13 protein-coding genes are annotated in these 10,968 nt (G+C 66.7%); all 13 read left to right on the plus strand.

What is annotated here, in order from left to right; translation table 11 throughout:
* Window positions 1–104: 104 nt before the first annotated feature.
* The 13 genes from ftsH to JF66_RS11560 all read left to right on the plus strand — a co-directional run bounded on the left by ftsH (window position 105) and on the right by JF66_RS11560 (window position 10,866).
* A complete protein-coding gene (gene ftsH / locus JF66_RS11505; RefSeq protein WP_035878047.1) occupies window positions 105–2,117 on the plus strand; it encodes an ATP-dependent zinc metalloprotease FtsH in 2,013 nt (670 codons plus the stop codon).
* 6 nt (window positions 2,118–2,123) lie between these two features.
* Complete coding sequence (gene folE, locus JF66_RS11510) at window positions 2,124–2,693, plus strand: GTP cyclohydrolase I FolE (RefSeq protein ID WP_035878052.1); 570 nt, start codon at window positions 2,124–2,126, stop codon at window positions 2,691–2,693.
* Entirely contained in the window at window positions 2,690–3,526 is an 837-nt protein-coding gene (folP, locus tag JF66_RS11515; protein ID WP_081882335.1) for a dihydropteroate synthase, read from the plus strand. The genes folE and folP overlap by 4 nt, the downstream gene beginning before the upstream one ends.
* A gap of 14 nt (window positions 3,527–3,540) precedes the next feature.
* Window positions 3,541–3,903 (plus strand): dihydroneopterin aldolase, encoded by a 363-nt coding sequence (folB, locus tag JF66_RS11520; RefSeq protein ID WP_035878054.1) that lies wholly within the window; start codon window positions 3,541–3,543, stop codon window positions 3,901–3,903.
* Window positions 3,900–4,421 carry a 2-amino-4-hydroxy-6-hydroxymethyldihydropteridine diphosphokinase gene (folK, locus tag JF66_RS11525; protein ID WP_051973454.1) on the plus strand — a complete coding sequence of 174 codons (522 nt, stop codon included), beginning with the start codon at window positions 3,900–3,902 and terminating at the stop codon, window positions 4,419–4,421. Before folB ends, folK begins: the two co-directional genes overlap by 4 nt.
* Entirely contained in the window at window positions 4,418–4,915 is a 498-nt protein-coding gene (locus JF66_RS11530; protein ID WP_035878056.1) for a DUF3180 family protein, read from the plus strand. The genes folK and JF66_RS11530 overlap by 4 nt, the downstream gene beginning before the upstream one ends.
* Window positions 4,908–5,483, plus strand: coding sequence for a PH domain-containing protein (locus JF66_RS11535; RefSeq protein ID WP_231556389.1), 576 nt, complete (start codon window positions 4,908–4,910; stop codon window positions 5,481–5,483). The genes JF66_RS11530 and JF66_RS11535 overlap by 8 nt, the downstream gene beginning before the upstream one ends.
* Window positions 5,480–7,171 (plus strand): PH domain-containing protein, encoded by a 1,692-nt coding sequence (locus tag JF66_RS11540; RefSeq protein ID WP_231556390.1) that lies wholly within the window; start codon window positions 5,480–5,482, stop codon window positions 7,169–7,171. Before JF66_RS11535 ends, JF66_RS11540 begins: the two co-directional genes overlap by 4 nt.
* Window positions 7,168–7,962 carry a Rossmann-like and DUF2520 domain-containing protein gene (locus tag JF66_RS11545; protein WP_081882337.1) on the plus strand — a complete coding sequence of 265 codons (795 nt, stop codon included), beginning with the start codon at window positions 7,168–7,170 and terminating at the stop codon, window positions 7,960–7,962. The genes JF66_RS11540 and JF66_RS11545 overlap by 4 nt, the downstream gene beginning before the upstream one ends.
* 11 nt (window positions 7,963–7,973) lie before the next feature.
* Complete coding sequence (gene panC, locus JF66_RS11550) at window positions 7,974–8,840, plus strand: pantoate--beta-alanine ligase (protein WP_035878069.1); 867 nt, start codon at window positions 7,974–7,976, stop codon at window positions 8,838–8,840.
* A gap of 134 nt (window positions 8,841–8,974) precedes the next feature.
* Entirely contained in the window at window positions 8,975–10,483 is a 1,509-nt protein-coding gene (lysS, locus tag JF66_RS11555; RefSeq protein WP_231556391.1) for a lysine--tRNA ligase, read from the plus strand.
* A 39-nt stretch (window positions 10,484–10,522) separates the two neighbouring features.
* The gene (locus JF66_RS23625; protein ID WP_197059398.1) at window positions 10,523–10,669 is read left to right on the plus strand and encodes a hypothetical protein; all 147 of its coding nucleotides are present in this window, start codon (window positions 10,523–10,525) and stop codon (window positions 10,667–10,669) included.
* A 17-nt stretch (window positions 10,670–10,686) separates the two neighbouring features.
* Window positions 10,687–10,866 carry a hypothetical protein gene (locus JF66_RS11560; RefSeq protein ID WP_035878060.1) on the plus strand — a complete coding sequence of 60 codons (180 nt, stop codon included), beginning with the start codon at window positions 10,687–10,689 and terminating at the stop codon, window positions 10,864–10,866.
* The last annotated feature ends 102 nt before the right edge of the window (window positions 10,867–10,968 follow it).

The following is a 10,968-nucleotide window of genomic DNA, read 5'->3' on the forward strand; positions in this document are numbered from 1 at the left end:
CGGCTCAGCAAGCGCGTGAGCCTGAGGGGACTGTGAGTTCCCTATTCATCTTTAGGCGAACACACACCCTTCCCCCAGTGCAGGCACGCTAGCTTAGGAGCACCATGAACGTCAAGAAGCTTCTGCGCGGACCTATTCTCTACATCATGCTGGCCGTCATCGCCGTGTGGGTGGGATCCAGCCTCATCACCATGTCCGGATTTCGCGAGGTGTCGACCCAGCAAGGGCTCGAGTTCCTCAAGAACGGGCAGGTCTCCGAGGCAAAGATCGTCGACGGCGAACAGCGCGTCGACCTCACCCTCTCGCAGGCCGCCGGTGACCTCGGCACGCAGGTGCAGTTCAACTACGTGACCCAGCGCGGCGAAGAAATCGTGAACGCGGTGAACGCGGCCAACCCCAAGGATGGCTTCACGGACGAGGTGCCGCAGCCCAACGTGCTGTTGTCGGTCCTCGGTTTCCTGCTGCCGGTGCTGCTCATTGGCGCGTTCTTCTGGCTCATGCTCTCTGGCATGCAGGGTGGCGGCAACAAGGTCATGCAGTTCGGCAAGTCGAAGGCCAAACTCGTGTCCAAGGAAAGCCCGCAGGTGACCTTCGCCGATGTCGCGGGCTCCGACGAGGCCATTGAAGAGCTCGAAGAAATCAAGGATTTCCTCAAGGAACCGGCCAAGTTTCAGGCCGTCGGTGCCCGAATTCCGAAGGGGGTTCTGCTCTATGGCCCTCCCGGAACCGGCAAGACCCTGCTGGCCCGCGCCGTCGCGGGCGAGGCGAGCGTGCCTTTCTACGCCATTTCCGGATCGGACTTCGTGGAAATGTTCGTGGGTGTCGGCGCGAGCCGTGTGCGCGACCTGTTCCAGCAGGCCAAGGAAAACGCCCCGGCCATCATCTTCATCGATGAGATCGACGCCGTCGGACGCCACCGCGGTGCCGGGATGGGCGGCGGACACGATGAGCGCGAGCAAACCCTCAACCAGCTGCTGGTAGAGATGGACGGCTTCGACGTCAAGGCGAACGTCATCCTGATCGCCGCCACCAACCGCCCCGACATCCTCGACCCCGCGCTGCTGCGCCCGGGACGGTTCGACCGCCAGATCGGCGTCGACGCTCCGGACATGCTCGGCCGCAAGCACATCCTCGAGGTGCACTCCAAGGGCAAGCCGATGGCTCCCGGCGTCGACCTCGAGGTTCTTGCCCGCAAGACCCCCGGGTTCACGGGGGCGGACCTGGCGAACGTGCTCAACGAGGCCGCACTGCTGACGGCGCGCTCCAACGCCCAGCTCATCGACAACCGAGCCCTCGACGAGGCCGTCGACCGCGTCATGGCCGGTCCGCAGCGCCGGTCGCGCGTGATGCGCGACAAGGAGAAGCTGATCACCGCGTACCACGAGGGCGGGCACGCACTCGTGGCCACGGCCATGCGCAACACCGACCCTGTGACCAAGATCACGATTCTTCCCCGCGGTCGGGCTCTCGGCTACACGATGGTGATGCCGCTCGAAGACCGTTACTCCGTGACCCGCAACGAGCTGCTCGACCAGCTCGCGTACGCCATGGGCGGACGCGTCGCGGAGGAGATCATCTTCCACGATCCCACCACGGGCGCCTCGAACGACATCGAGAAGGCCACGGCCACCGCCCGCAAGATGGTCACCGAGTTCGGGATGAGCAGTGCCGTCGGCCCGCTCAAGCTCGGCCAGGGTTCTGGCGAGGTCTTCCTCGGCCGTGACATGGGCCACCAGCGCGACTACTCTGAGCGCCTCGCCGAGCGCGTCGACAACGAGGTGCGCCAGCTGCTCGAAGACGCCCACGACGAGGCCTACGAGGTGCTGATCAAAAACCGCACCATCCTCGACGAGCTCGCGGCTGCCCTGCTCGAGCACGAGACCCTCGACCAGCACGCCCTCGCCGACATCTTTACCAACGTGGAAAAGCTCCCGCCGCGTCCTCAGTGGCTCTCGAGCGACAAACGGCCCGTGTCCGACGTGCCGCCCATCGCGATGCCCGCTCCCAAGGCGCCCATCGATGAAGGCGTCGTCGACGGCGGCGTGACGAGCGGTGACGAGGCAACGGTCAAGCCGAAGCGCGCGCCGAGCCGTAACCCCCGTCCCGCAACCGCCTAGGTCGCAATGGGGGTCGACAAGACGCGCATCCAGGCGGCGGTGTCAGAGATCCTGGCGGCGATCGGCGAGGACGTCGAGCGTCCGGGGCTTGAGTCCACGCCGAAACGCGTAGCCGAGGCCTACGCCGAGTTCTTCGGAGGTCTGGGGGTGGATCCGCTGGACCACCTGCGGGACTCCATCCCCGTCGGCCCGCACACCGGTGAGCTCGTGCTGCTGCGGGACGTGGCGTTCCGCTCGATCTGCGAGCATCACCTGTTGCCGTTTCTCGGCACGGCCCACCTTGCTTACCTGCCGAACGAACACGTGGTCGGCCTGGGACGTCTCCCGGCCGTGGTCGAGACGATTGCGGCTCGTCCGCAGATGCAAGAGCGGCTGACGGAAGAAATTGCCGAGGCCCTCCAGGAGGGCCTCAACCCTCTCGGTGTGCTCGTGGTCCTTGACGCCGTGCACGGCTGCGTCGGCACCCGCGGACCTCGGCAGTCGAGCAGTTCCACCGTGACGATGGCCAGCCGGGGGGCGCTGTCAGACCCCGCAGCGCGGGCGGAGATCATTGCGCTGATTGCCGCCGGCTCGTGACGCTCATCATGGGCGTGCTCAACGTCACGCCGGACTCCTTCAGCGACGGCGGCCGCTGGGCCTCCACGGATGCCGCGATCGAGCATGGGCTGCGTCTCGTCGCCCAGGGTGCTGACATCGTCGACGTCGGCGGGGAATCGACCCGACCGGGCGCGACCAGAGTGTCGCCCCCCGACGAACGCTCCCGCGTGATCCCGGTCATCACGGCGCTCGCGCGCCAGGGTGTGCGCATCAGCGTCGACACGCTCAACGCCGACACAGCGCACGCGGCGGTCGCCGCGGGGGCGAGCATCATCAACGACGTGTCCGGGGGACTGGCCGACCCGTTGATGGCCGCAGTGGCGGCGCGGAGCGGCTGCACGTACGTGGCCATGCACTGGCGCGGGCACGCCCAGGAGATGGGATCCCGTGCCGAGTACGGCAATGTCGTGGCAGACGTGCACGCCGAGTTGGCGGCCCGCGTCGTGGTTCTCACGAGCGCTGGTGTGAAAAGGTCTGACCTTGTTCTGGACCCCGGACTCGGCTTCGCCAAGCGCGCGGACCATGACTGGGAACTGTTGGCGAATCTCGCGGCCTTCGACGACCTCGGGCTTCCCATGATGGTCGGGGCCAGTCGCAAACGCTTCGTGGCTGCGGTGCTTCCGGCGGATGCATCCGTTCTCTCTCGTGACCTGCCGACGGCCGTCATCAGCGTTCTGGCCGCGCAGGCGGGCGCTTGGGCGGTGCGCGTGCACGATGTCTCCGCCACGCGAACCGCGTTCAATGTGCTCGCCCGCGTCGCCGCTGCTCGGCAGCCCGGGGCCCGTGACGACTCGGCAGGGCACGACGCATGAGCCACAATGGAAGCATGACCGACTCGATCACCCTTACCGGCCTGCGCGTCAAGGCGCACCATGGCGTGTACGACTTTGAACGCGAAAACGGCCAGGACTTCGTCATCGACGTCACGGTCTGGCTGGACCTTCGCAAGGCCGCCGCAAGCGACGACGTGGCGACCACGATCCACTACGGCGAGCTCGCCAACGAGGTGACGGAGGCGGCCCGCCACAACCCGGTTGACCTGATCGAAACCGTGGCCGAGCGTATTGCCGCCGTCGTGCTGTTACACCAGGCGGCCGAGCGCGTTCAGGTGACCGTGCACAAGCCTCAGGCGCCCATCGATGTTCCGTTCACGGACGTCGCGGTGCGCATCGAGCGGTCCCGGGAATGAGTCCGGCTTCGGCCAGTCATGTCGTGCTGGCGCTGGGCAGCAACCTCGGTGACCGGGCGGCGACTCTCGCCGAGGCCGTGCGCGATGTGGCCGCGATACCGGGCTTCGAGCTGCAGGCGGTCTCGCCCGTGTTCGAATCCGCGGCGCTGAAGCTTGATGGGGTCGACGAGTCGGCTCCGCGCTATCTCAATTCGGTTCTGACCGGCAACTTCTCTGGATTTCCTCATGACCTGCTCAGGGCAGTGAACGTGATCGAGGCCGACCATGGCCGGGTTCGCGCCGAACGTTGGGGTGACCGCACGCTCGATATCGATCTGATCGCCGTAGGGGCGCTGACCATTGACGATGACCGCCTCACGCTCCCGCACCCGCGGGCGTGGGAGCGTGATTTCGTGCTTGCACCGTGGGTCTGCATTGAAGCGGATGCCGAGATTCCTGGTCGAGGCCGCATCAGCGACCTACTTGCCGCCACCGACAGCACTCTGGTGAAGGTCATCGACCGGGTCGTGGCCCCGTGAAGCGCACGCACGCGACACCGCTGATCGGCCTGGGCCTGATCGGCCTGGTGCTGGGGTTCCTGCTGGAAATCGGCGCCGCGGCATCCGGTTCGGCCATCATCGTTCCACCCGTGACCCTTCCGCTCACCCTCGTCGTGATGGCTGTCATCGTGGTCGTGCTGGCCTGGCGGGTGCGTCGGTCGACGCGGCGTCGGGGCACCCGGCGGATGGACCCGTTCTGGGCGATGCGCGTTGCCGTGCTCTCAAAAGCATCGAGCCTGAGCGGGGTGCTGTTGCTCGGTGCGGGCCTCGGAATCGTCGTGTACATCCTCACTCGTACGGTCGTCGCGACGGCGCCCTCGCTGTGGCTGGCCGTCGCCACGGCGGTCGGTGCCCTGCTTCTGCTCGTCGGTGGGCTGCTGGCCGAGTTCTTCTGCACCCTGCCGTCAGACAAGGATGAGGGCAAGCCCGGCGACAAGCCCAATGGAGATACGTCCGGTGCCGCCCGTGCCTGATTCTTACGGTGTCCCCGAGCCCGTTGAGCCCGTTGAGCCCGGAGATCTCGGTAACCCCACCGGAGATCCCGCCGGCGAACGTTCCGCGCGCCTCGACCTTGCCGAGGTCGGCGAATGGCAGCGTGTCGCGCCGCGGTACGTCGTGGTTGAAATAGTCGGAAGCGTCATCTTCGGGCTTCTCGTGTGCGGTGGTGCGGCCCTGCTCTGGTTACTGGCCGACATGCGCTGGGCGCTGTTCGCCGGTGCGGCCTTCGCGGTGGTCACGATCATCAGCATCATCATCGAGCCGCGACGCGTGCGTGCCATCGGGTACCAGCTGCGCGCCGACGACCTGCTGTTTCGCCGCGGGATCATGTTCCAACGGTTCGTGTCGGTGCCGTACGGTCGCATGCAGCTCGTGGACATCACCCGGGGCCCGGTGGCCCGCTGGCTGGGCCTCGCCGACCTCAAATTCGTCACGGCGGCCGCCACCTCGGGCGTCGCGATCCCCGGGCTCGACGAGGCGGTGGCCGAGTCCCTCCGTGACCGGCTCGTCGAGCTGGCCGAGAGTCGCCGGGCCGGGCTGTGACGCTCCCGGTCGATCCGCCGGTCGACCCGCCGGCCGCCTCTCCTGCGCATCCCCGTGGCTCTCCGGCAGAGCTCGCGGGCCAGCTCGCCGTGCCGTCGATCACGGACGGTGAGTGGCACCGGCTGCACCCGGCCACCCCGTTGTTGCGCGGTGGAATCTTCATCATCGCCGTTCTCGGGTTCGTCATTGCCAACCTGCGCGAACGGCTGGTGGAACTCTTCTTCAACGAGCCGAACTACGGGGGAGACCCCATCGACGAGATCGTCAACCGCGGTGCCGTCGGGTGGGCGCTCCTGGTCGTGGCCGGCATTCTCATCGTGATCCTGGTCGTGTTCACGCTGTCATGGCGGATGCACACCTTCCGGGTGACGGCCGAGGTCGTCGAGGTACGCAGCGGAGTCGTCTTTCGCAGCAGTCGTCGGGCTCGCCTCGACCGTGTGCAGGGCGTCAACCTCGTGCGACCGTTCCTCCCGCGGTTGTTCGGTGCGGCCCGCCTTGAGGTGAGTGTGGCCGGCCAGGACGGCAACGTGCAGCTCGCCTACCTCAACTCCGCGCTCGCCGACGGCCTCCGACGCGACATTCTGCGCCTGGCCGTGGGGCTCCGTCATACTCCACCCGTAGCGACACGACAGAGCGAAACGGATGCAGAGCAGGCCGCCGCGCAGGCCGTCGATGGGCGCGCCGTGGTGGCCCGTGGGCCGTCCCTGAGCGGCGTGGCGCAGTCACGCGTCAACGAATTTCTGGCTCCCGAACTCGACCCGGATGCCGCCCCGCCCGAGTCGGTTGTGCGGATTCCGGCGGGACGCCTGATCGGGTCACTGATTTTTAGCGGCTTCACCGTCTTTCTCCTGATCGCCGCTGTCGGGCTGATCGTGAGCGTGGCCGCGGGCAGCAGCCAGTGGCTTCTCTTCGCCATCCTGCCGGGGATCATCGCCAGCTTTGGATATTACTTCTCCCGTTTCACCAAGTCCCTGCGCTACAGCATTGCCGGTACGACCGAGGGTGTGCGCGTGGGGTTCGGCCTGTTGTCCACGAGCAGCGAGACCCTGCCTGCCGGCCGCATCCATGCAATCGGTGTGAGCCAGCCGCTGCTGTGGCGCCCCTTCGGCTGGTGGCAGGTGCAGATCAATAAGGCCGGGCAATCCACCAATCAGGGAGCAGCGGGGGCGGCCAACACCATGACCCTCCCGGTGGGCACGCTCGCCGACGTGGCCAGAGTGCTCGAGTTGGTGGTACCCGGCTTCGCCACCGAGGAGCACCGCTCGCTGATCGAGCGGGGCCTCACCTCCCGTGGTGGAGACGACGGGTTCACCAATGCTCCACGATCGGCGCGCTGGCTGCGCCCGTTCTCCTGGCGGCGAACCGGGTATGCGGTTCGTGACCACGTCGCCCTGCTGCGTCGCGGGGTCATCGCCCGCGAACTCGTGCTCGTACCGCTCGCGCGGCTGCAGAGCGTGCGGATCTCACAGGGACCCCTGCAGCGTCGTCTCGGTCTCGCGAACGCCGCCCTGCACACCGTCGCGGGTCCGGTTGCGGCGACTCTCGGCGTGATAGACAGGAACGAGGCCGTGCGACTGTTCGAAGCAGTTGCTCGGGAAGCCGTCATATCGGCCGACCTGGACACCAACGAAACACCCGACAGGGGCAGCACAGTGACGCAGGACACCGCGACAGGAACGACAGAATGATGCAGCGACCGGGGCGCCTGGGCGTCGGCATTATCGGCGCCGGCCGGGTCGGCCCGATCCTCGGCGCTGCGCTCGCCGGCGCGGGGCACGCGATCGTCGGCATCAACGCCATCTCCCAGGCGAGCCGCGATCGCGCGGAAGCCATCCTGCCGCTTGTGCCCCTGCTCACCGTGCCGCAGATCGTGGAGCGTAGCGAACTCGTGATCATTGCCGTGCCGGACGCTGAGCTCGAAGGCCTTGTCAGCGGCCTCGCCGCGACCAAGACCTGGCGGCCCGGACAGCTCGTGCTCCACACCTCGGCACGCTATGGCACGGACGTTCTCGCTCCCGCACTCGCCGGAGGCGCGATCCCGCTCGCCATTCATCCGGCCATGGCCTTCACCGGAACAAGCCTTGACCTCACGCGGCTCGCTGACAGCTACTTCGCCGTCACTGCGCCCACACCGGTGTTGCCGATCGGCCAGGCCCTCGTCGTGGAGATGGGCGGCGAACCGATCATCGTCGCCGAAAAGGACCGGCCGAGTTACGCCGAGGCTGTCGAAACGGCCACGGCATTCTCCACGTCCATCGTCGAGCAGGCCACTCAGTTGCTTGCCGGCATCGGGATCGAGCGCCCGGGCGCGGTTATCGGCCCCCTCGTGCGTTCGGCCATGGAAAACGCACTGGGCCGACTCAGCCCCGAGCAGCTCGATCTCACGGGCCTGGACGGTCTGCAGGAGCCGGCTCTTCGTGACAGGCTTGACGATGGCCCACGCGACCGATTCAACGACCACGACCCGGAGGACGAGTGACTGTGCTCACCATGCCAGAAGTCATTGGCACCATTGACGAGCTGCGCAACCGACTCGGTGAGACCCGTGACAAGGCCGCGATGCTCGGTGGGGACACCCGCGTTGTGCTCGTCCCGACGATGGGCGCCCTGCACGCCGGACATATGGCGCTCATCCGCCGTGCCCGGCAACTCGGCGACATCGTGTTCGTCTCCATCTTCGTGAACCCCTTGCAGTTCGGCGTGGGCGAAGACCTCGACCGCTACCCGCGCACCCTCGAGGCAGACCTGCAGGCGCTCGCCGCCGAGGGCGTGCCCTTCGTGTTCGCGCCGACCGCCCGCGAAATGTACCCGGCGAGCACCAATGACACCCGGGTGGTCGCGGGACCGGTCGGCTCGCTCTACGAGGGTGCCGCCCGTCCCGGCCACTTCGACGGCATGCTCACCGTGGTCGCGAAGCTGCTCAATATCGTCACGCCGGATACCGCCGTTTTCGGCCAGAAAGATGCCCAGCAGGTTTTCCTCGTTCAGAGCATGCTGGCGGACCTCAACGTGCGCGTCGCCGTCGAGGTCGTGCCGACGGTGCGCGAGGCGAGTGGACTCGCCCTGTCAAGCCGCAACAGCAATCTTGATCCGGCCGAGCGCGAGGCCGCGACTGCTCTCTCTGCCGGGCTGACCAGCGCGCAGCTGGACGCCGCGCAGGGGGCCGCCGCAGCCCTCGATGCGGCCCATGCGCTCATTGACGCCCAGCCCCTGGTTAAACTGGACTATCTCGTTGTCGTGCACCCGCAGACGTTCCTCCCCATCGAGTCCGACTATCGTGGGCCGGCCAGAATGCTGGTCGCCGCGATCGTGGGCACCACCCGGCTCATCGACAACGTTTCACTCACGCTGGCCTGACAGCCGGCAGTCCCGCTCACACAACAGTCCCGCACAACCAGCACCCCGCACACCCCGCACGACCCGCACGAGACAGACCGACACACACCGAGCCCGCCGCACACCGACGGGGGCCTCGGGTAATGGAGACCCGCATGAGCATGAACCCCGACGCCGAGCTCACCCCCGCTGAGATGAACGAGCAAAAGCTCGTGCGTCTGGCCAAGCGTGACCGCCTGAACGCGGCGGCCACCTCTCCGGCCGGCGGCGCCTACCCGGTGTCCGTCCCCGTGACCGACACCATCCCCGCGGTGCGTGCCCGGTTCGGCGACCTCGAAGCGGATGCCGTGACCGGCGTCACCGTCGGACTCGCCGGGCGAGTCGTGCACTCCCGCAACACCGGCAAGCTGTGCTTCGCGAGCCTGCAGTCCGGCGACGGCACCCGTATCCAGGCCATGGTCTCCCTCGGTGAGGTGGGCGACGAATCGCTCGCCGGCTGGAAAGACCTCGTCGATCTTGGCGACCACGTGTTCGTCTCGGGCCAGGTCATTTCCAGCCGCCGAGGCGAGCTGTCGATCATGGTGAGTGAGTGGCAGATCGCCGCCAAGTCACTCTTGCCGCTGCCCAACCTGCACACGGAGCTCAGCGAAGAGACGCGGGTGCGAAGCCGCTACCTCGACCTGATCAACCGCCAGCAGGCGCGGAGCAACGTGATCGCCCGGTCGAAGGCCGTCGCGAGCCTGCGCAAGACGTTCACCGACCTCGAATTCCTGGAGATCGAAACACCGATGCTGCAGGTGATGCACGGCGGAGCATCCGCTCGTCCGTTCGCCACGCACAGCAACGCCTTCGACACCGAGCTGTTCCTGCGCATCGCCCCCGAGCTGTTCCTCAAGCGCGCCGTTGTGGGCGGCATCGACCGTGTGTACGAGATCAACCGCAACTTCCGCAACGAGGGCGCCGACTCCACACACTCGCCCGAGTTCGCCATGCTTGAGGCGTACGAGGCCTACGGCGACTACAACTCGATCGCCGACCTCACCCAGAAGCTCATTCAGGACGCCGCTTGTGCGATTGCCGGATCGCATGTGGTGACCTGGGCAGACGGCACCGAATTCGACCTCGGCGGCGACTGGGCCCGCATCAGCATGTATGACAGCCTGTCGGCCGCGGCCGGAATCACGATCACCCCGCAGACGCCGATCGAGGAGCTCAAGGCCCTCGCCGCACGCGAGGAACTCGACATCGACCACCCGATCCACGGTAAGTACGTCGAGGAACTGTGGGAGCACTTCGTGAAGGGCGACCTCACCCGCCCCACGTTCGTCATGGACTTCCCCATCGACACCAGCCCGCTCGTGCGCGGCCACCGCTCGATCGCGGGCGTCGTCGAGAAGTGGGACCTCTACGTGCGAGGCTTCGAGCTTGCGACCGGTTATTCCGAGCTCGTGGACCCGGTCGTGCAGCGCGAGCGGTTCGTCGAACAGGCCCGCCTGGCCGCCGATGGCGACCCTGAGGCCATGCGCCTCGACGAAGAGTTCCTGCGGGCCCTCGAGCACGGCATGCCGCCGACCGGTGGCATGGGCATGGGCATCGACCGTATGCTCATGGCTCTGACCGGTCTCGGTATCCGTGAGACCATCCTGTTCCCGCTTGTCAAGTGACGGTGTCCGCACTACCTGAGACGGAAAGGCCTGGTTCCCATGAGCTACCTGCCCAAAGATGAGATCGAGCCCGACAAGGGCGGACGCAAGCCGCCGTCGCAGAGCCGAATTGCCCTGTGGATCGTCGTCAGCGGGGTGGGCCTGTATCTCGTGGGGTCCGGCCTGTACGGCATTCTCACCAAGTAGCGCGGTAGTCTGATCTTGTGATTGAGAACTTTTGGGGTAACGCGCTCTTCTCGGTTGTACCCACGATCTTTCTGGGACTGCTGTTCTGGGGTCTGCTGCGCTCAATTCTTCGGGCCGACCGCACCGAACGGAAGGTGTATGCCCGCATTGAAGCGGAAGAACGCGAGCGCCTCGGTCTCGACAAGCCCACGACCTAATACCCCATGTTCGATTTCGGTGGGGTGACCATCACCGTACTGGTGGCCTTTGTCATCGACTTCGCGGTGAGAATCGTCGCGATCATCGTGGTGCCACGCAAC

This window comes from Cryobacterium sp. MLB-32, assembly GCF_000738085.1.
GTDB lineage: Bacteria > Actinomycetota > Actinomycetes > Actinomycetales > Microbacteriaceae > Cryobacterium.

Excerpts from the sequence above, each read along its gene's own strand:
- folK (WP_051973454.1), top strand. The coding sequence starts at position 3,900 with ATGAGTCCGGCTTCGGCCAGTCATGTCGTGCTGGCGCTGGGCAGCAAC.
- folB (WP_035878054.1), top strand. The coding sequence starts at position 3,541 with ATGACCGACTCGATCACCCTTACCGGCCTGCGCGTCAAGGCGCACCAT.
- folE (WP_035878052.1), top strand. The coding sequence starts at position 2,124 with ATGGGGGTCGACAAGACGCGCATCCAGGCGGCGGTGTCAGAGATCCTG.
- JF66_RS23625 (WP_197059398.1), top strand. The coding sequence starts at position 10,523 with ATGAGCTACCTGCCCAAAGATGAGATCGAGCCCGACAAGGGCGGACGC.
- panC (WP_035878069.1), top strand. The coding sequence starts at position 7,974 with ATGCCAGAAGTCATTGGCACCATTGACGAGCTGCGCAACCGACTCGGT.
- ftsH (WP_035878047.1), top strand. The coding sequence starts at position 105 with ATGAACGTCAAGAAGCTTCTGCGCGGACCTATTCTCTACATCATGCTG.
- lysS (WP_231556391.1), top strand. The coding sequence starts at position 8,975 with ATGAGCATGAACCCCGACGCCGAGCTCACCCCCGCTGAGATGAACGAG.
- JF66_RS11545 (WP_081882337.1), top strand. The coding sequence starts at position 7,168 with ATGATGCAGCGACCGGGGCGCCTGGGCGTCGGCATTATCGGCGCCGGC.